Origin of the sequence: Aminobacter sp. AP02, assembly GCF_003148805.1 — a bacterium.
Classification (GTDB): Bacteria; Pseudomonadota; Alphaproteobacteria; order Rhizobiales; family Rhizobiaceae; genus Aminobacter.
On the sequence record NZ_QGGX01000007.1, the window covers coordinates 190814 to 209650 of the forward strand.

20 protein-coding genes and 1 tRNA gene are annotated in these 18837 nt (G+C 61.8%); 13 read left to right on the plus strand and 8 right to left on the minus strand.

Going from position 1 to position 18837, the window contains the following annotated elements; all coding sequences use genetic code 11:
- Nucleotides 1-13 precede the first annotated feature (13 nt).
- Together C8K44_RS11310 and C8K44_RS11315 are read left to right on the plus strand one after the other, a co-directional pair.
- Entirely contained in the window at nucleotides 14-928 is a 915-nt protein-coding gene (locus tag C8K44_RS11310) for an ROK family protein (RefSeq protein ID WP_109575888.1), read from the plus strand.
- Entirely contained in the window at nucleotides 921-1643 is a 723-nt protein-coding gene (locus tag C8K44_RS11315; RefSeq protein WP_109575889.1) for a copper homeostasis protein CutC, read from the plus strand. The genes C8K44_RS11310 and C8K44_RS11315 overlap by 8 nt, the downstream gene beginning before the upstream one ends.
- On the opposite strand, the gene C8K44_RS11320 is transcribed toward C8K44_RS11315, so the two are convergent.
- Genes C8K44_RS11320 through C8K44_RS11330 form a run of 3 tightly spaced genes read right to left on the minus strand, consistent with a single transcriptional unit; the run spans nucleotide 1640 to nucleotide 6494 of the window.
- Nucleotides 1640-3196, minus strand: a complete 1557-nt coding sequence (locus C8K44_RS11320) for a SpoVR family protein (protein WP_109575890.1) — start codon at nucleotides 3194-3196, stop codon at nucleotides 1640-1642. The two genes, C8K44_RS11315 and C8K44_RS11320, sit on opposite strands and share 4 nt — an antisense overlap.
- A 9-nt stretch (nucleotides 3197-3205) precedes the next feature.
- Complete coding sequence (locus C8K44_RS11325; protein WP_109575891.1) at nucleotides 3206-4522, minus strand: YeaH/YhbH family protein; 1317 nt, start codon at nucleotides 4520-4522, stop codon at nucleotides 3206-3208.
- Between the two features lie 22 nt (nucleotides 4523-4544).
- Nucleotides 4545-6494 (minus strand): PrkA family serine protein kinase, encoded by a 1950-nt coding sequence (locus tag C8K44_RS11330; protein WP_109575892.1) that lies wholly within the window; start codon nucleotides 6492-6494, stop codon nucleotides 4545-4547.
- A 368-nt stretch (nucleotides 6495-6862) separates the two neighbouring features.
- Between C8K44_RS11330 and C8K44_RS11335 the strand changes: the two genes are divergently transcribed.
- The 3 genes from C8K44_RS11335 (at nucleotide 6863) to C8K44_RS11345 (ending at nucleotide 8958) form a co-directional block, all read left to right on the plus strand.
- Entirely contained in the window at nucleotides 6863-7909 is a 1047-nt protein-coding gene (locus C8K44_RS11335; RefSeq protein ID WP_245417453.1) for an AI-2E family transporter, read from the plus strand.
- 104 nt (nucleotides 7910-8013) lie between these two features.
- Nucleotides 8014-8445, plus strand: a complete 432-nt coding sequence (locus tag C8K44_RS11340; RefSeq protein ID WP_109575894.1) for an OsmC family protein — start codon at nucleotides 8014-8016, stop codon at nucleotides 8443-8445.
- Between the two features lie 144 nt (nucleotides 8446-8589).
- Complete coding sequence (locus tag C8K44_RS11345) at nucleotides 8590-8958, plus strand: hypothetical protein (RefSeq protein ID WP_109575895.1); 369 nt, start codon at nucleotides 8590-8592, stop codon at nucleotides 8956-8958.
- 126 nt (nucleotides 8959-9084) lie between these two features.
- Here C8K44_RS11345 and C8K44_RS11350 read toward each other — a convergent pair whose 3' ends face one another.
- The 4 genes from C8K44_RS11350 to C8K44_RS11365 form a co-directional block, all read right to left on the minus strand.
- Entirely contained in the window at nucleotides 9085-9669 is a 585-nt protein-coding gene (locus C8K44_RS11350; protein ID WP_109575896.1) for a hypothetical protein, read from the minus strand.
- A gap of 360 nt (nucleotides 9670-10029) precedes the next feature.
- Nucleotides 10030-10158, minus strand: coding sequence for an ABC transporter (locus C8K44_RS11355; RefSeq protein WP_109575897.1), 129 nt, complete (start codon nucleotides 10156-10158; stop codon nucleotides 10030-10032).
- 24 nt (nucleotides 10159-10182) lie between these two features.
- On the minus strand, nucleotides 10183-10482 hold the full coding sequence (locus tag C8K44_RS27290; RefSeq protein ID WP_146203932.1) for a hypothetical protein: 300 nt from the start codon (nucleotides 10480-10482) through the stop codon (nucleotides 10183-10185).
- 353 nt (nucleotides 10483-10835) lie between these two features.
- A tRNA-Ser gene (locus C8K44_RS11365) sits at nucleotides 10836-10925 on the minus strand.
- Between the two features lie 374 nt (nucleotides 10926-11299).
- Between C8K44_RS11365 and C8K44_RS11370 the strand changes: the two genes are divergently transcribed.
- The 5 genes from C8K44_RS11370 to C8K44_RS11390 all read left to right on the plus strand — a co-directional run bounded on the left by C8K44_RS11370 (nucleotide 11300) and on the right by C8K44_RS11390 (nucleotide 14761).
- Nucleotides 11300-11992, plus strand: coding sequence for a hypothetical protein (locus C8K44_RS11370; protein ID WP_109575899.1), 693 nt, complete (start codon nucleotides 11300-11302; stop codon nucleotides 11990-11992).
- A 91-nt stretch (nucleotides 11993-12083) separates the two neighbouring features.
- Nucleotides 12084-12404, plus strand: coding sequence for a hypothetical protein (locus C8K44_RS11375; RefSeq protein WP_109575900.1), 321 nt, complete (start codon nucleotides 12084-12086; stop codon nucleotides 12402-12404).
- A 52-nt stretch (nucleotides 12405-12456) separates the two neighbouring features.
- On the plus strand, nucleotides 12457-13122 hold the full coding sequence (gene msrA / locus C8K44_RS11380; protein ID WP_109575901.1) for a peptide-methionine (S)-S-oxide reductase MsrA: 666 nt from the start codon (nucleotides 12457-12459) through the stop codon (nucleotides 13120-13122).
- A gap of 195 nt (nucleotides 13123-13317) precedes the next feature.
- Nucleotides 13318-14307, plus strand: coding sequence for a BMP family ABC transporter substrate-binding protein (locus tag C8K44_RS11385; RefSeq protein ID WP_109575902.1), 990 nt, complete (start codon nucleotides 13318-13320; stop codon nucleotides 14305-14307).
- An 82-nt stretch (nucleotides 14308-14389) separates the two neighbouring features.
- Nucleotides 14390-14761 (plus strand): VOC family protein, encoded by a 372-nt coding sequence (locus C8K44_RS11390; RefSeq protein WP_109575903.1) that lies wholly within the window; start codon nucleotides 14390-14392, stop codon nucleotides 14759-14761.
- Nucleotides 14762-14782: 21 nt separating this feature from the next.
- On the opposite strand, the gene C8K44_RS11395 is transcribed toward C8K44_RS11390, so the two are convergent.
- Nucleotides 14783-14992, minus strand: coding sequence for a SlyX family protein (locus C8K44_RS11395; protein ID WP_109575904.1), 210 nt, complete (start codon nucleotides 14990-14992; stop codon nucleotides 14783-14785).
- 167 nt (nucleotides 14993-15159) lie between these two features.
- Between C8K44_RS11395 and C8K44_RS11400 the strand changes: the two genes are divergently transcribed.
- Genes C8K44_RS11400 through C8K44_RS11410 form a run of 3 tightly spaced genes read left to right on the plus strand, consistent with a single transcriptional unit; the run spans nucleotide 15160 to nucleotide 18804 of the window.
- Entirely contained in the window at nucleotides 15160-16692 is a 1533-nt protein-coding gene (locus tag C8K44_RS11400; protein ID WP_109575905.1) for an ABC transporter ATP-binding protein, read from the plus strand.
- Nucleotides 16689-17831, plus strand: coding sequence for an ABC transporter permease (locus C8K44_RS11405; RefSeq protein WP_109575906.1), 1143 nt, complete (start codon nucleotides 16689-16691; stop codon nucleotides 17829-17831). The genes C8K44_RS11400 and C8K44_RS11405 overlap by 4 nt, the downstream gene beginning before the upstream one ends.
- A gap of 1 nt (nucleotide 17832) precedes the next feature.
- A complete protein-coding gene (locus C8K44_RS11410; protein ID WP_109575907.1) occupies nucleotides 17833-18804 on the plus strand; it encodes an ABC transporter permease in 972 nt (323 codons plus the stop codon).
- The last annotated feature ends 33 nt before the right edge of the window (nucleotides 18805-18837 follow it).

The following is an 18837-nucleotide window of genomic DNA, read 5'->3' on the forward strand; positions in this document are numbered from 1 at the left end:
GGGAACTGATTTCATGCTTACCTGCTTCGACATTGGCGGTTCAACGATAAAAAGCGCCCGTGCCCGCTCGGCCGGCGAAATCGAGATCATCGACCGTGTGGCGACGCCGCTGGACGATTTTGGCGCCTTCGCAGCCGTCATCGCCGAGCGTGTCGCGCTTGACCGGAACGCCACTAAAGGCGTTTCGATTTCGATCGCCGGCGTGGTCGATCCGGCCAGCGGCAGCCTGAAATGCGCCAACATCCCTTGCGTCGACGGTCGCATCATTGCCGCCGACCTCGAAGCCGAAATCGGCACGCCGGTATGGATTGCCAACGATGCCGATTGCTTTGCGCTCGCCGAGGCGACCAGCGGGGCAGGGCGCGGCCATCGCAACGTGTTCGGCATCATCCTGGGCACTGGCGTCGGCGGCGGCCTCGTCATCGACGGCCGCATCGTGGCGGGTGCCGGCGGTTACGCCGGCGAGTGGGGACACGGCCAGGCGCTGGCGACGCGCGTCGGCACACCACCGGTCGAAGTCCCGCATTTTGCCTGCGGCTGCGGCCAGTCTGGCTGCGTCGACACCATCGGCGGCGCGCGCGGGGTGCAGAAGCTGCACCACTTGTTGTGCGGCGAGGTGCTCTCGAGCACCGAGATCATCGACCGCTGGCGTGAAGGCGAAGCACGCGCACGCCGTACCATGGACATCTATCTCGAATTGGTCGGCGTGCCGCTGGCGCTGACGATGAACATCATCGGCTCGTCGATCGTTCCGGTCGGGGGCGGGCTGTCCAACGTGCCCGAGCTGATCGCCGCCCTCGACAATGAGGTGCGCGGCCGCACGCTTCGGCGCGCGCAAAGCCCTTTGCTGGTTAAGGCAGCCTTGACCACCGAACCGGGCCTGATCGGCGCCGCTGCCCTCGGTATCCAGGAGCTGACCCATGCCTGAGATATTGCTCGAAGTCTGCGTCGACAGCCCGCAAAGCCTGGCAGCGGCGATCGAAGGCGGTGCCGACCGCATCGAATTGTGCGCGGCACTTGAGACCGGAGGCCTCACGCCATCGCCTGGCCTCATGGCGCTTGCCGCCAAGGCGCCAATCCCGGTCTATGCGATGATCCGTTCGCGCCCTGGCGATTTCGTCTTCGACGATGCCGACATGACAACCCTGCTCGCTGACATCGACGCGGTGCGCGCTGCCGGTCTCGAAGGTGTGGTGCTTGGCGCAAACAGGGCCGACGGCACGCTTGATCGCAAAGTCCTCTCGCGTCTGGTGGGCAACGCAAAGGGTCTCGGCATGACGCTTCACCGCGCCTTCGATCTCGCCGGTCCGGATTTCGCACCTTCCATCGAGCTTGCGGTAGAACTTGGCTTCGAGCGTATCCTGACATCTGGTGGCGAAACGTCCGCGCTGAAGGGCCTCGACAGGCTGGCGGAATGCTTCGACAAAGCGCGTGGCCGCATCGCCATCATGCCGGGGTCGAGCGTCAATCTCGACACGGTCGACGCCATCCGGTCACGGCTGCCTCTGGCTGAAATCCACTCGTCCTGCTCGGCCGCTGCCGATGCGACGAACCTGAAAGCGCTGGAACTCGGCTTCGTTGCGCCACGACCCAAGCACACCGATGCGAACATCGTCAGGAAAATGAAGGCCGCCCTCGGCTAGACCTTCTCGGCCAGTTCCTTCGACGAGAACTCGTAGAGCGTCTTGTCGGTTGCGGCGTCGACCCCGACAATGCTGACCTCGTGGCCCCACAGGCGCTGGATGTAGCGGATCGTTTCGTTGCGGGTCTCTTCCACCAGCGTCGCGCCATTGTGGACGGTATGCTTGATGCGCAGCTTGCGGTCGCCCTTGAGGTCGGCATCCACGGCCTGGATATCGGGCTGGGTCGCCCCGACGTCGTAATTGTCGGCGAGCCGCGAGCGCACCCGCTCATAACCGCGCTCGTCGTGGATCGCCGTTACCTCGTAATACGGGTCGGAAGCTTCTTCCTGCAGTGAAAACAGCCGCATGTCGCGGATCAGCGCCGGGCTTAGGAACTGCCGGATGAAGGATTCGTCGCGATGGGTCGCCCATGCGTCGAGCAAGGTTCCGCACCAGTCGCCATTGCCGGCGAAATCCGGGAACCAGTCGCGGTCTTCGGCGGTCGGCGCCGTGCAGATGCGCTGGATATCGCGCATCATGTTGAAGCCCAGCGTGTAGGGGTTGAGGCCGCCATAGCGCGGGTCGTCGAAGCTGGGTTGAAACACCACGTTGGAATGGTTCTGCAACACCTCCAGCATTGAGCCTTCGCTGATCTGGCCCTTGTCGTAGAGGCGGTTCATGATCGTGTAGTGGACGAAGGTGGCGCAGCCTTCGTTCATCACCTTGGTCTGGCGCTGCGGATAGAAATACTGGGCAATGATGCGCACGATGCGCAGGATTTCCCGTTGCCAGGCCTTCAGCACGGGGCTGTATTTTTCCAGGAAGTAGAGCAGGTTTTCTTCAGGGTATTCGATCGCCGATTGCCGTTCCGCAAGATCGGCCTGCGGTTCGCGGGGCGCCGCGATCTCGGCGGCCTGCGGCAAGGTTCGCCAGAGGTCGCTGAACGTGCGCTCCTCGTGCTCTAGCCGCTCGCGGATGCGCGCCTGCTCGCGCACGACCGAAAGGCGCGGGCGCCGCCGGTAGCGGAACACGGCTTGCGGCATCAGCGCGTGCGCGGCATCGAGCACGGCCTCGACCGCGGCTGGGCCATATCGTTCCTCGCAGCGCGCGATGTAGCTCTTGGCGAACTCCATATAGGGCAGAATGGCGCCGGCATCGGTCCATTGCTGGAACAGGTAGTTGTTCTTGAAGAAGTGGTTGTGGCCGAAGGAAGCGTGCGCGATCACCAGCGCCTGCAACGCCATGGTGTTTTCTTCCATGAGATAGGTGATGCAGGGGTTGGAGTTGATTACGAGCTCGTAGGCGAGCCCCATGCGCCCTTTGCGATAAAGGTTCGACTCGTGGACGAAATGTTTTCCGAAGGACCAGTGCTGGTACATCAGCGGCATGCCGATGGAAGAGTACGCATCGAGCATCTGCTCGGACGAGATCACCTCGATCTGGTTGGGGTAGAAGTCGAGGCGAAGTTCGTCGACGGCGATCTCCTTGATCGCGTCATAGGCGCGTGACAGGTCGTCGAAGTTCCAGTCGGAGCTCGTAAACAGCAGCGAAGAGGTTTTCGCGCGCTTTTCCACCTTGCACCCTCAACCGCGTTTTGCTGGCGCCGGAGCCTTGGCGAACAGCTCGTGAAAGACGGGATAGATGTCGGACGGCTTGGCGATGCGCGTCATCGCGAAGTTCGGCCATGCGGCACTCACCTCGCGATAGGCGTTCCACAACGAGGTGCCGTTGTCGGCATGGCGGAACATTTCGCTTTCGCGTTCGTCGATGATCTCGACATAGGCGTAGTACTGGCACAACGACATCAGCGTGTTGTCGAGTATCGACACGCAGCGCTCGGAATCGTTGGGGATGTTGTCGCCGTCGGAAGCCTGCGCGGCGTAGATGTTCCAGTCCTTGGCGGGATAGCGCTCGCGGATGACACGCAACATTTCGTCGAGCGCGGTGGAAACGACAGTGCCGCCGCTTTGGGTGCTGTAGAAGAATGTGTCCTCATCGACCTCCGAGGCCTCGTGGGTATGGCGGATGAAGACGATGTCGGTCTTTTCGTAGCGCCGCTTCAGAAACAGGTGCAACAGCACGAAGAAGCGCTTGGCCAGATCTTTTTCGCGCTCGCCCATCGAGCCCGAAACATCCATCAGGCAAAACATCACCGCATTGGCGTTGGGCACCGGCTGCGGCTCGAAGCGGTTGAAGCGGATGTCGATGGGGTCGATGTAGGGAATCAGCTTGCGGCGGCGCGCGAGCGTCGCATGTTCCTCGCGCAGCTCTGCGATACGTTGCTGAGTGGCGGCGCTAGGCCGCCTTTCACCCTCCAGCTTGAGAAGTTCTGCCGCGATGGCGTCGATCTCGGCCTGTCGCGGACGCCTGAGCGCGATGCGGCGGCCGAAGCTGTTGAACATCGTTCGCCCGACGCTGATGCTGGTCGGATTGCCGCTCATCGTGTAGCCGGCGCGGCGCGGCCTGAACGTCACCACTTCCTTGAGGTTGAGCTTCACCAGGTCGGGCAGCTCGAGATCCTCGAAGAACAGGTCGAGCACTTCCTCGCGCGACAGGGCGAACTGGAAATCGTCTTCGCCATCGCCCGACGCCGATGGCTCCGACCCCTTGCCGCCGCCCGCCGCCGGCCTTGGGATACGGTCGCCGGTGCCGAAGGTCTTGTTGCCGGGAAGGACCTCCTCCCGGCGGCCCGAATGCGGTGCGCGTTGAAAGGTCGGCTCGCCGATGCCTTTGCGTGGGATCGGGATGATCTGGTCCTGGTCGGCCGTTCCGATCTTGCCGGACTTGATCCGGTCGTTGATCGCCCGTTTCAGCTCTTCGCGGGCGCGCCTCAGGAAACGCTGCCTGTTGCCAAGGCTCTTGTCCTTGGGATTGAGGCGCCGATCGATGAAGTTCGGCATGTGGGTCCCCGTCGCTCCCCGCTCAGCCTGCCTTGTTGACCCGCATGTACCAATCGACGAGACGCCTGACCTGCCGCTGCGTGTAGCCGCGCTCGGTCATGCGTTCGACGAATTCGGCATGCTGCTTTTCGGTGGTGCTGTCACGCTTGGCGCCGAAGCTGATCACCGGCAACAGGTCCTCGACCTGGCCGAACATCCGTTTTTCGATCACCTCGCGCAGCTTCTCATAGCTGGTCCAGGACGGGTTGCGGCCGTTGTTCTTGGCACGTGCCCTCAGCGTGAACTTCACCACCTCGTTGCGGAAGTCCTTCGGGTTGGCGATGCCGGCCGGCTTTTCGATCTGCGACAGTTCGGAATCGAGGATGCCGCGGTTGAGGATCTGGCCTGTGTCGGGGTCCTTGTAGTCCTGGTCCTCGATCCAGGCGTCGGCATAGGCGATGTAGCGGTCGAACAGGTTCTGGCCGTATTCGCTGTAGGATTCGAGATAGGCCTTCTGGATCTCGTGGCCGATGAACTCGGCGTAGCGCGTGGCGATCTCGGACTTGATGAAATCGAGATAGGACTGCTCGATCTCGCTTGGGAACTGCTCGCGCTTGATTGCCTGTTCGAGCACGTACATCAGGTGAACCGGATCGGCGGCGATCTCCTTGGTATCGTAGTTGAACGTCTCCGACAGCACCTTGAAGGCAAAGCGCGTGCTGACGCCGGTCATGCCTTCGTCGACACCGGCGGCGTCGCGATACTCCTGCATCGACTTGGCCTTGGGGTCGACGTCCTTCAGGTTCTCGCCGTCATAGACGCGCATCTTGGTGTAGAGCGGCGAGTTCTCGTGCTCGGTCAGGCGCGTCGAAACGGTGAAGCGGCTCAAGATGTCGAGCACCTCGGGCGCGCATGGATTGCTCACCAGTTCGCTTTCGCGCAACAGCTTTTCGTAGATCTGCCGCTCTTCGGTGACGCGCAGGCAGTAGGGCACCTTGACCACCAGGATGCGGTCGAGGAAAGCCTCGTTGTTCCTGTTGCTCTTGAACTGCAGCCATTCCGACTCGTTGGAGTGGGCAAGCACGATGCCTTGATAGGGGAAGGCGCCAAAACTCTCGGTGCCGTTGTAATTGCTCTCCTGGGTCGCGGTCAGCAACGGGTGCAGCACCTTGATCGGCGCCTTGAACATCTCGACGAATTCGAGAAGCCCTTGCGTCGTGCGGTTCAGGCCGCCGCTGTAGGAGTAGGCGTCGGGATCGGACTGGCTGAAATTTTCGAGCTTGCGGATGTCGACCTTGCCGACCAGGGCGGACACGTCCTGGTTGTTTTCGTCGCCGGGTTCGGTCTTGGCGATGCAGATCTGGCGCAGCCGCGACGGCATCAGCTTGACCACGGAGAACTTGGAGACATCGCCGCCGATTTCTTCGAGCCGCTTGGCCGCCCAGGGCGAAATCAGGCCGTTTAGCCGGCGTCGGGCAATGCCATACTTGTCTTCGAGCAGGTCGGCCATGCGTTCCGGATGGAACAGGCCAAGGGGTGATTCGAAAATCGGGCTGACTTGGCCATTGACCTTGAGCGTGTAGATCGGCCGCTCCTCCATCAGCTTCTTCAGCCGCTCTGCGAGCGACGACTTGCCGCCGCCGACGGGGCCGAGCAGATACAGGATCTGCTTGCGCTCTTCGAGGCCTTGGGCGGCGTAGCGGAAGTAGCCCACGATGCGCTCGATCGTGTCTTCCATGCCGTAGAACTCGGCAAATGCCGGATATATCTTGATTGTTCGGTTGGCGAAGATCCGCCCTAGCCGGGCGTCGGCGCTGGTATCGACCAGAGTGGGGGCGCCAATGGCGTCCACCATTCGTTCGGCAGCCGTGGCATACATGGCTGGCTGATCGCGGCAAGCGAGCAGATATTGCTGAAGGCTCATCTCCTCGGTTGTCTGACTGGAGTAGATTTCCGAGAAGAGATTGAAGACGTCGGATTCACGTGTTTGCATGGCACCCTCACAATGCCGAAGTCACGACTGAGTGTATCACCACTTCGACTCTTTGCCTTCATCTCAACTTCCCTGAACAGCCAAAGTTCCGCACAGAATGTCGTGATCGTACATTTACCGTGATCGAGTTGATCAGCCGTCCGATGCGGACGTCGATCCGCAATCGCCAGCACTCGTTTTCCCACGACGGACAGGGCAACCTTCGGCTGTATTCGTTGCGGGAGACACCGGCGCGTTGGCGCCGCGCCAGCGCAATCCTCGGGCGCTGCGTCTTGCGCGTCATCTAAATCCGTATCGCGGGACGCAGAGACATTCTCTGGTACATGAACTTGCGCTAGACCACTGGCCGGCTAACGCGTGGAGGGGACATGCCAACTCAGGGTGAGGGTCGGATGATCGGACATCTGGCAACAGGTATTCTGGTCCTGGCGCTCATGCATTTTGCGCAATCGATCTTCGTGCCGCTGGTCTTTTCGCTGTTTCTGATCGCCCTTGTCTGGCCAGTCCAGTTCGCGCTGCAACGCAAGTTGCCGAAGCTTCTGGCGCTCCTCATTACGATCACTGTCACCATTGCCATCGTCCTTGCCGTCGGCTCCGCGGTGATCTGGGGTTTCGGCAAGCTTGGCCAGTGGCTGTTTGCCAACGCTGGACATTTTCAGGCCGTCTACACCGATTGGACCGATTGGCTGGAAGGGCATGGCGTCGCCGTCGCCGGGCCGCTCGCCGATCGTTTCGACATGAACTGGCTGGTCCGTTTCACCCAGACCATTGCCGGGCGGCTCAATAGCTTTGCCGGTTTCGCCATACTGGTCTTCATTTTCGTCATGCTTGGCTTGCTCGAGGTCGAGGACTTCAACCGGCGCCTCCAGTCGCCAAACGCCCAGCCCCAGGGGCAGCGGGTATTGCTGGCCAATCGTGAGATCGGTGCCAAGCTGCGCCGCTTCATGGTCGTGCGCACCTTTGCCAGCATTCTCACAGGGCTTGTCGTCTGGGGCTTCGCGCTCGTTGCCGGGCTGGAACTGGCGACTGCATGGGGCGCCATCGCCTTCGCGCTCAATTACATCCCCTTCCTCGGGCCGTTCGTCGCCACGATGTTTCCCACCATGTTTGCCATCGCCCAGTTCGAATCCTGGCAGATGGCGGTTGTGGTCTTTCTCGGGCTCAATCTCATCCAGTTCATCATCGGCAGCTATCTTGAACCGCTGCTCACCGGTGCCTCGCTTGCAATCTCGCCATTCGCGGTCATCTTCGCGGTGTTCTTTGGCAGCTTCCTGTGGGGCATTTCGGGCGCGTTCCTGGGCGTGCCGGTGCTGATCGCCTTCATCGTCTATAGTGGCCAGTCACCCTCGACCCGCTGGCTGGCGACGTTGCTCTCGGGAAAACCTGTGGGCGAATCGGATGGCTCGGCCTCCTGAAAATCCGTCCGCGACAGATCGTGGCACTCGACGCTGCGGCCCGCATCCGGCTATGAACTTGGACCGCAAAATCGCGGAAAGCTTTGCATGGAAGGATCGCTGTCATGAAGGCACGCATCAAATGGGTTGAAGGTCGCACCTTCGTTGGCGAATCCGGCAGCGGGCATAAGATCGTGCTCGGAACCGCCGCCGAGCCAGGTGGCCAGACGCCCGGCCCAAGCCCGATGGAACTGATGCTGATCGGTGCCGGCGGCTGCTCTGCCTATGACGTCGTCCACATCCTCGAGAAGGGCCGCGAAGCGATCGAGGATTGCACCGTCGAGCTCGATGCCGATCGCGCCGAGACCGACCCCAAGGTCTTCACCCGCATCCACATGCATTTCGTGGTCAAGGGCCGCAGCCTCGCACCGGCCAAGGTCGAGCGCGCCGTCAACCTGTCCATCGAAAAGTACTGCTCGGCATCGGCCATGCTCGCCATGTCGGCCAAACTGACCCATGACTTCGAGGTCGTCGATACGGCGTCTGCTCAGGCTTGAGTTCAACAAACCGGTAGCCAGCTACCGCCTTCAAGGCTTACCCTGAATGCAGCAACATCTGTTGCCGCATTCAGGGTAGCCGAATTTGGAGATGACGATCCTCATCATGCGGGCTGCGGCCTGCCAAGTAATCTGGAGCCTGACATGAAACATCACATCGTGTGGGCAACAATTGCGGCTGTTTGGGCGGGAGCGCTTGGGCAGGCCCTGGCCGAACCGCTCAACACCATGGACGAGGTCGGCGCAGCGCTCTTGAACTGCTGGAGCGCGCCACCTGGCAGCCAAGGGTCGTCTGTCACCTTGGCCTTCAGCTTCAAGCGGGATGGCACGCTGATGGGCAAGCCGAGGCCGACAGCGATCAGCGTCAACGGTGACGAGAAGATGCGAAAGGCCTTTGTCGACGCAGCCGTAGCGGCCGCTCAACGCTGCACGCCATTGAGCTTTTCCCCCACGATCGCCTCAGGCATTGCGGGCAATGTCTTCACTTTGCAGTTCGCGTCGCCGGCCATTTGAAAGCAAGCTCCCGCAAGACCTTTGGTCGGAATCGGAATGAGGCGGCGCACGCCAGCCACCCCGTTTGTCAATCGCGGGGCGGCTGTGTTTCCGGGCAGCCAGAATTCGGCAAATTGGTCGCGCGAACTATTGCGCGTGCACCATCTTGGTCGGCGCTTCCAAAATGCTGAAATCGGACCCGTCGCATGTCACATCGGGGTTCGTGGGGCTGAACATCCCCAGCGGGTTGTCCTTGAACAGCCAGGCATGAAGATCGTAGTGGACGAAGTCTTTCGGAATAAGCGGTTCGTGCCCTTCCATCGGGCCCTGGAAGGGCTGGCCAAACAGGCTTGGCCGCTCCTTGGCGGCGGCAAGCGGAACCAGCCACTCGGCAGCCACCAGGCGCAGTTTCTTGCCGTCGGGCTCATAGATCAGCACGTTTGGCTTGGTGGGATCAGGCGGGCCCTGCAGCGTGACGTTGACGAAGTGAATCCCCATGGCTCCCTTGGGATAGTCCATGGCCCCCTCGATCTTTTCGCCGCTGTAGTGAACGCAGCCAACAGTCGAGAGATAGAGGTCACGCACCGCTACATACGGATCCTGGTACTTCTCCAGCGCCTTGCGCGCGGCGTCGATTTCAGCCTTTTTCGGTTCCTCCGCCAGGGCCGGTGCGGCACCCCAAAAACCAGCCAGAGCAATGACGGCGCAACGAACGAGACTTGCAGTCCTCATGGCAGTTCCTCCAATTTGTGTTTCGCATAAGCAATACAGACAATCTGGACGACGCCGTGAATGTCGCTCCGTTCGCGCCCCTTTGCAAACGGTTCGGTGCGCGGCGTGCGGGCGCGAGCGGCAGGTAGGCGAGAGCGACCTGTCCGTGATCGGATGCACCCGTCAGGTCATGAGGAGTGGAAGGAAGTGTGCTTCTTCTGGCGCGCGGCCATGACGAGCATTGTTGAGGTTGGGGTCATCGGCGCGCTTGGGGGCGACAGCGGAGAGGTCGGCTCCAAGGCAACGCGCCCGGCATCTCGCAAGTCAATGCCGGGCGCGATCTCCATCTGTCCGGCTTTTGCGCCGGAGGAATGGATACGGCTATTTGTAGATCGGTGCGGGCGTGACGACAGGCGGCGGAGCCTTTCCTTTGCCCTTGCCAATGGTGCCGCAGGCGCTCAACCCGACGACAGCGAACATTGCGACCAGTACAATCAGAATCTTGCTCATTGCAGTCCTCTCCTTTGCTGAGTACTAGGCTATATTTTCCAGTTCGCCGTCTTCATGGTAAATATGCGACGGCAGGAAATCATTCGACTGCATCCAGTCGCAAACAATGTCGGCTATTAACTCAGCCTTGGTCATGCCTACCTCAGCTGCAAGTGATGTCACCGCATGATCGACCTTCGTATCGATTTTCATGAATTCATTGTCGCGAAGCATGATTGCAGCACGCAGTAGAAGATCTCGTAAATATTCTGGTGAAGCGCTGTCGATTGCTTTGGCTGTTGAATCCAATATTTCGACGAACGTCTGACTTTGTGCCAGCATCATGACGCCTCACATCGAGCCCTGTTTGTCAGCGTATCAAACTTTGGCCTGTGCTCAACAAATTACATTAGAGATGATTAATGCAGCCTTCAGGAAATCGGAATCAGCAGGCAAAGGGCGAAGCCGCCAAGGCGGGCGAGAGCCCGGGGCCTCCGATCGAGACGCACGCTCGTCCCGGCCAGTGCATGGCAGCAGGTCGAACCAGGCGTAGGCAGCTAAATCGAGCCAAGGGAGAAGCCGGGGATCATCGGCGCGGTAGCAGGCGTGGCAAGCTATCGTCGGGAGTTGCCACAACGGCGTCAAATGCGCCAAGGATGCCGAACCGTGCCAATTTATCAAATGGAATCAATGCGATATGGCGGAGAGAGCGGGATTCGAACCCGCGATACGGTTCCCCGTATACACACTTTCCAGGCGTGCGCCTTCAACCACTCGGCCACCTCTCCGCATACGCGCCTTGCGCCGGCCGGTTTCGCCGGGCTGGTTGGGAGTGCGCGCATCTCCTGGGCGTTGTTTTGCGACTCTGAAAGAGCCGGCACTCGGGTGCGGTCAACCTGCCGCCCCCCATCCGCCTGCCGCCGAACACGATGTCGTGCGTCCGGCTGCCGGGCTCATCTAGTCGATCCTGCGGCACTTGCCAAGCGCTGACGTGGCAAATCTTGCAGCGGGCGTTGGCCTTGCCGGCAAAATACGAAAAGAGCGCAGCCCAGTCGTCGCCGGCCGTGGAAATCGAGCCGCATGTTTCCCGGCTTCCTTGTCATGGGCCGCCGCTTTGCCGCAGATTGGAATTGCGCGGGAAATCCGCTGTCGAGGGGAAGCGATGCCGGCACGAACGCAATCGAACGCCTGGGGCGCGGTGGGCTGGCTGCCGGTGGTGTGGCTTTGCCTGGTCATGGCCCTCAGCGCGCGGGGTTTCGACCAGAGCCTCGTCGTCATGCAAGGTTTTGACCTGCCGGACGCCGCCCTCTACCTGGTCTATGCCTCGATGATCGTGGCCGTGGTGACGATTCTCTGGGGCCTGTATCTGCTCAGCCTTGCCTTCAGCCGCTCGACACGGTTCCGGCGCGCATTCATCTTGTGGCAGTTGACCATCATGGCCTTCCTGCTCGCCAAGCAGGTCTATGTGCTGGTCGCGCCGAATTTCGCCTTCAGCATCGAGGGTCTCGCCTGGGACGGTGGCGAGATCGTTATCGGCCTGCTGCTGATCTTTCTGGTTGGCCGAACGGACAAGGGGGAGACCCTGTTCGGCAGCGACCAGCGCGCCCGCCCGAGCTTGCTTGTCTCGGCCATCGCCGCTGTGCTTGGCGTCGTCGTTGGCGGAGCCGTCGGCGCGGGTGTCGGGCTTGCGGGCGGCAGCGCGATCTCCGAACTCACGGATATGAGCTGTTTCGAGGGTGCCTGCGGCTACTTCGTGGTGCTGGTCGGTCTTGCAGCCATGCTGGTCGGTGCCATCGGCGGCGGCATCTTCGCTGTATGGCGCGTCAATCGCCGCAAGCCGAGTGCGGCCGCGTGAGCCATTCGCCTGTCAATTCGCCGTGTCCGCGATTGCGCTGGCACGCCACCCATCCTATTTCTCGTCTCGAAACTGATATCCAGGACAGCTGATGATCCGCTTCGTGTTCCGTCTCGCCGCTGCGATCGCGCTTTCGGTGGCCGTCATCATGGCGGTGCTCGATGCCACGCGTACCGTGGCCGTGTCCCGGCTGGTGATGACGCCGCTCGATACGAGCTGGTCGACGGCGTCGCCGAGCACGCTTGCCGCTACCGAGACGTTTGTCAGCGACAGGGCAAGCCCGGCGTTGTGGGACTCCGTCGTCATGCCGGTGCTCAACCTGCCCGGCTTCGCAGTCTTCGCCGTCCTTGCTTTCCTGCTTTACGCAATTGGCCACAGGCGCCGTCCGGGCCGCTTCACTGCCGAGGTGTGAAACCGCGCGCGCGGTTTCATCGTATCGGCAAGGGATAAAGGGAGAATTTGCCATGTTTTTCCTGAGCGACATGCTGAACAAGAAGCTCAAGATGCCGGCACCCGGCGAGGCGCTGCCCGGCCGCGAGCGGCCGATCCCGACCGCTTCCAAGCACTACGTATCAAAGCGCCCGCTCAAGGGGCCGTATCCCGAAGGGTTTGAGACGGCGATGTTCGGCCTCGGCTGCTTCTGGGGTGCGGAGCGGCTGTTCTGGCAGACGCCGGGCGTGTGGGTCACCGCTGTGGGATATGCCGGCGGGCTCACGCCCAACCCGACCTATCAGGAAACCTGCACAGGCCTCACCGGTCATGCCGAGGTCGTGCTGGTGGTGTTCGATCCCAAGGAAGTATCTTATGCCGCGTTGCTGAAGATATTCTGGGAGGCGCACGACCCCACGCAAGGTATGCGTCAAGGCAACGATGTCGGCACGACCTATCGCTCGGCGATCTATACCTTCTCCGAAGGCCAGCAAGCCGAAGCCATTGCCTCGCGCGATGCCTATCAGGCAGCGCTCAAGGGTGCTGGCCGCGAAAAGATCACCACCGAGATCGAGCCGGCGCCTGAGTTCTACTTCGCCGAGGAAGACCACCAGCAATATCTGGCCAAGAATCCCTATGGCTATTGTGGGCTGAAGGGCACCGGCGTTGCTTGCGCGATCCCCCAGCCGGCGGCCGTTTAGGCATACGTTTCACGATCCATTTGCAACGCCTGTGCATTTTTCCAAAAGGTCAAGATTCCGCGTGAATTTTGTCTTGGCCCGTGCAAGATATGCCAATGCGCAGGGGGAGCTAAGCCCCTGCCATGTGCTGTGCGCGGGCCCGAGGAACGGCTCGCGCGGCAATCGCAAAAAGACAACCGACAGGGTGTGGATCACATGAAACGTATCGTCCTCGGCCTTCTGGCGGCCACCGCCATGTGCCTTCCGGCGCTCGCTGCTGATGTTCAGCCGGCGCTGCTCTATGATCTCGGTGGCAAGTTCGACAAGTCGTTCAACGAAGCGTCCTTCAACGGCGCCGAGAAGTTCAAGGCCGAGACCGGCATTCCTTACGTCGAGTTCGAAGTCTCCAACGCCTCGCAGCGCGACCAGGCGCTTCGCCGCTTCGCCGAGGATGGCCGCAACCCGATCGTCATGGCGGGCTTTGCCTGGTCCGAGGCTCTCTCCAAGGTCGCTGCCGACTATCCGGACCTCAAGTTCGCCATCATCGACATGGTCGTCGAGCAGCCCAACGTGAAGTCGATCGTGTTCAAGGAGCATGAAGGCTCCTACCTCGTCGGCGTCATGGCTGCCCTTGCTTCCAAGTCCAAGAAGGTCGGCTTCGTCGGCGGCATGGATGTTCCGCTGATCCGCAAGTTCGGCTGCGGTTATGTCGGCGGCGCCAAGGCTGCCGGTGCCACCGAAGTGATCCAGAACATGACCGGCGACACGCCTGCTGCCTGGAACGACCCGACCAAGGGCGGCGAAATCACCAAGACCCAGATCTCGCAGGGCGCGGACGTCATCTACGCTGCGGCCGGCGGCACCGGCGTCGGCGTGCTCCAGGCTGCTGCTGACGGCGGCAGGCTCGGCATCGGCGTCGATTCCAACCAGAACGGCCTGCAGCCGGGCAAGGTGCTGACCTCGATGCTCAAGCGCGTCGACGTTGCCGTCTACAATGCCTTCATGGATGCCAAGAACGACAAGTTCGAAGGCGGCATCAACAATCTCGGCCTCAAGGAAGGTGGCGTCGACTACGCCATGGACGACAACAACAAGGCGCTCGTCACCGACGAGATGAAGGCTGCCGTCGAAAAGGCCAAGGCCGACATCATTGCCGGTACCGTCCAGGTGCATGACTACACCTCGGACGACAAGTGCCCCTATTGATCCTTGCCTGAATGAAGCGCGCCGCCGGACCCCAGGTCCGGCGGCGTCGATCATTGTGGCCCAGTCCTCGGGACGGCAGTCGATGTTCACCGTGACCGGAATTGGCGGCTTTTTCTATCGCGCCAGGGATCCCCTGGCGCTCGCTGCCTGGTACGAAAAGCACCTCGGCATCTCGGACATTTCGCGTGAAGTCTGGAAACAGCAGGCGGGGCCGACGATCCTTGCGCCGTTCAGCCGGGACACCGAATATTTCGGCCGCCCGGAGCAGCAATGGCTGATCAATCTGCGCGTCGATGACCTCGATGCCGCGATGGCCGACCTGAAGGCTTCAGGCATCGCGGTGGAAACGCGGGCGGAGTGGGACTCGGAGGTCGGCCGGTTTTGCCGGATCCACGATCCCGAGGGCAATCCGATTGAGCTGTGGCAACCCTCCGACGCCGCCGGTCTGGCCTGAATCTTGGCCGGAATTCGAGGCTTACCAGTGGGGCGGCTTGGTCACCGGCGTGTCGGGCGCGGTCTGTTCCTCGAGTACCAGGAAGCGCTCGGTCAGCGCATCGAGCTTCTTCTGCATGCGCTCGATGGTCTTCCACTGTTCGGCGATCTGGCCGGAAAGCTCATCGATCGTGTGCTCCTGTTCGGCGGCGCGTATTTCCAGCGTCGTCAGCCGGTCATCGGGCGTGGTCATGGGCGATCCTCATTGGGCGTTCACATCGGTCGTCGCATCGAAATCGGCTACGGTCGGGCCAATTCCATGGGGCAGCAAGGCGAGCCGATTGGCAGGGCAGTATCGGCGTGCTAGCTCTTTCGGCAAGCCATAACAAGAACATAAGAAACCTGAGGTGGGACGGTCGTATGGCGGAAGCAGCTATCGAACTGATCGGCATCAACAAGAGCTTTGGTGCTGTCCGCGCCAACCGCGACATCGCGCTCGAAATCCCGCGTGGCACCATCCACGGCATCATCGGCGAAAACGGCGCCGGCAAATCCACGCTGATGTCGATCCTCTACGGCTTCTACCAGGCCGACAGCGGCGAAATCCGGGTCAATGGCAAGCCGACAGCGATCAAGACACCGAACGACGCGATTGCCGCCGGCATCGGCATGGTCCACCAGCACTTCATGCTGGTTGAGAACTTCTCGGTGCTGGAAAACGTTATCCTCGGCGCCGAAGGCGAGGCACTGCTCAACAGGTCGATATCGAAGGCGCGCTCCGAGCTGCGCCGGCTGGAGCAGGAGTATGGCCTCGAGGTCGATCCCGATGCGCTCATCGAAGAGCTGCCGGTCGGCCTGCAGCAGCGCGTCGAAATCCTCAAGGCGCTCTATCGCGGCGCCGAGATCCTGATCCTCGACGAGCCGACCGGCGTTTTGACACCCGCCGAGGCCGACCATTTGTTCCGCATCCTCCAGCAGCTCAAGGAGCAGGGCAAGACGGTGGTGCTGATCACGCACAAGCTGCGCGAGATCATGGCCATCACCGACAATGTATCGGTCATGCGCCAGGGCACGATGGTCGCCACCCGCAAGACCAGCGAGACGACGGTCGAGGAACTGGCCGAACTGATGGTGGGCCGCCGCGTGCTTTTGCGCGTCGAAAAAGGCGAGGCTTCGCCCGGCGACGTCAAGCTTTCGGTCAAGAACCTCACGGTCAAGGACTCGCGCGGCGTCACCATGGTCGACGACGTTTCCTTCGACATCCGCGCCGGCGAAATCGTCGGCATCGCCGGTGTCGCCGGCAACGGCCAGTCCGAGCTGATGGAGGCCGTTTCCGGCATCCGCAAGGCGGTTTCGGGCACGGTCATGCTCGACGGCAAGCCGATCGACCTGACCGGCCAGGCCGACCCCGGCGAGTTGCGTGACCGCGGTCTCGCCCATGTACCGGAAGACCGCCATCATGTCGGCCTCGTGCTCGCCTTCGACGAGAGCGAGAACTCGATCCTCGGCTATCATGACAAGCCGCAATATCTGAAGGGGCCGTTCCTCAATCTCGACGCAATCCAGAAGGACGCGCAGGAAAAGATCGAGAAATACGACATCCGCCCGGCAAATCCCAAGCTCAAGACCGCCAATTTCTCGGGCGGCAACCAGCAGAAGATCGTGCTCGCCCGTGAGATCGAACAGGATCCCGGCGTGCTGATCGTCGGCCAGCCGACCCGCGGCGTCGATGTCGGCGCCATCGAATTCATCCACAAGCGGCTGATCGCCATGCGCGACCAGGGCAAGGCCGTGCTGCTGATCTCGGTCGAGCTCGACGAGATCCGCTCACTGTCCGACCGCATCCTGGTGATGTTCGCAGGCCGCATCGTCGGCGAGCGTGGGCCCGAAACCAGCGAAGGCGAGCTTGGTCTGCTGATGGCCGGCGTCGAGCACAAGGAAGCCGCCGAATGAGCACCCCTTACGCAAAACTGCCGGCCTGGGCCGACTACGGCCTCATTCCGCTCATCAACCTGCTCGTCGCATTCGCGGTGGCCGGTCTCGTCGTGCTGCTGGTCGGCGAAAACCCGCTGCGCGCCGCCGTCATCCTCGTCGAAGGCGCCTTCGGCAGCGGCCAGGGCCTCGCCTACACGCTCTACTATGCCACCAACTTCATCTTCACCGGCCTTGCCGTTGCAGTCGCGTTCCATTGCGGCCTGTTCAACATCGGCGGCGAGGGCCAGGCCTATATCGCCGGTCTTGGGATCGCCATCGTTGCCCTGTCCTTCGACAGCATCTTGCCTTGGTGGCTGACCTTTCCGCTGGCGATCCTTGCCTCTGCCCTTATGGGGGCATTGTGGGCATTGATTCCGGCCTATCTCCAGGCCAAGCGGGGCTCGCACATCGTCATCACCACCATCATGTTCAACTTCATCGCCGCCTCGGTGATGGTCTACATGCTGGTCAACGTGTTGAAGCCGGCCGGCTCGATGGCGCCGCAAACGCGCCAGTTCCTAGAAGGCGGGCAACTGCCCAAGCTCGGCTGGTTGCTGGCCGAATTCGGACTCAAGGTCAGGCCATCGGCGCCGCTCAACATCTCCTTCCTGCTCGCGCTGGTCATGGCATTCCTCGTCTGGGTGCTGATATGGCGCACCAAGCTTGGCTATAAGATCCGTACCTTCGGCTTCAGCTCCAAGGCGGCGCGCTACGCCGGCATTTCTGAAACGCGCATCATCATCGTCACCATGCTGATCTCGGGTGCGCTGGCAGGCATGATGGCGCTCAATCCGATCATGGGCGACCAGCACAATGTGCCGCTCGATTTCGTTGGCGGCGCAGGCTTCGTCGGCATTGCCGTTGCGCTGATGGGCCGCTCGCATCCGGCCGGAATCGTGCCCGCTGCGATCCTGTTTGGCATGCTCTACCAGGGCGGCGCCGAACTCGCCTTCGAGATGCCCAACATCTCCCGCGACATGATCGTCATCATCCAGGGCCTGGTGATCCTGTTCGCCGGCGCGCTGGAGAACATGTTCCGCCCGACGATCCAGGGCATTTTCGCGAGCTTCAGTCCGCGATCGGTCGGAATTTCGGCGACCAAAGGGGAGCGTGCCTGAAATGGAATTCATAGACGCGCTCATCAACATCCTGAACTCGACGATCCGCGTTTCGGTGCCGCTGTTGCTCGCCTGCCTGGCCGGCCTCTATTCCGAACGCGCCGGCGTCTTCGACATCGGCCTGGAAGGCAAGATGCTCGCCGGTGCCTTTGCCGGCGCGGCTGCCGCTGCCGTCTTTGCCTCGGCGTGGATCGGCCTGCTCGTCGCGGTCCTGGTTTCGATCGGCATGGCGCTGGTTCACGGCTTTGCCTCGATCACCCATCGCGGCAACCAGATCGTGTCGGGCGTGGCGATCAACTTCATCGCCGCCGGCTCGACCATCATCCTTGGCCAGGCTTGGTTCCAGCAGGGCGGACGCACGCCCTCGCTGCCACCCGAGGCCCGTTTCGGCGCCATCAACCTGCCCGGCGCCGATGCGCTGCGCGACGTGCCTGTCATCGGCCAGCTCTATTCCGGGTTGCTGTCGGGCCATTCGCTGCTGACCTACGTCGCCTTCCTGGCCGTGCCATTCACCTGGTGGGTGCTGTTTCGCACGCGCTTTGGCCTGCGCCTGCGCGCCGTCGGCGAAAACCCCGCCGCAGTCGATACCGCCGGTATCTCGGTCGCCTGGCTGCGTTACCGTGCCGTCATCTGTACCGGCATCCTGACCGGGCTCGCCGGCTCCTACATGGCGCTCGCCCAGAATGCAGGCTTCGTCAAGGACATGACCGCCGGACGCGGCTACATCGCGCTGGCGGCATTGATCTTCGCCAAGTGGAAACCCGTGCCGGCGATGTTCGCATGCCTGCTGTTTGGCTTCCTCGACGCGCTGTCGATCCGACTGCAGGGCTCGCCGCTGCCGGTCATCGGCAAGGTGCCGGTTCAGTTGATGCAGGCGCTGCCCTACGTCCTCACCGTCATTCTGCTCGCAGGTTTCATCGGCAAGGCCATCCCGCCGCGCGCTGGCGGCGTGCCTTATGTGAAGGAGCGCTGAGCGTGATCGAATTTACCCCCACCCCTAACCCCT